Origin of the sequence: Bacillus sp. SIMBA_154, from assembly GCF_046536015.1 — a bacterium.
Taxonomy (GTDB): domain Bacteria; phylum Bacillota; class Bacilli; order Bacillales; family Bacillaceae; genus Bacillus; species Bacillus pumilus_P.
Window position 1 is genome coordinate 1 of record NZ_JAWJBV010000751.1, and the last position, 230, is coordinate 230.

Here is a 230-nt window from a genome sequence, read left to right on the forward strand (position 1 = left end):
CGAGATGCCATGCAATCGCTTCTCCTTCTCTGTCGGGGTCGGCCGCGAGATAGACTTTTTTTGCTTTCTTTGCCGCTGTTTTTAATTCTTTTAAAACAGGGCCTTTTCCGCGGATCGTAATATATTTCGGTTCAAAGTTCTGTTCGATGTCAACTCCCATTTGACTTTTCGGAAGATCCCGGACATGTCCCATTGAAGCTTTGACTTTATATTTCTTCCCTAAATAACGT

General features: G+C 43.0%; 1 protein-coding gene. It reads right to left on the bottom strand.

Features of this window, described 5'->3' with window-relative positions:
- A partial coding sequence (locus R0K30_RS23890) for a toprim domain-containing protein (protein WP_410613560.1) occupies window positions 1-230 on the bottom strand: 230 nt, incomplete at both ends.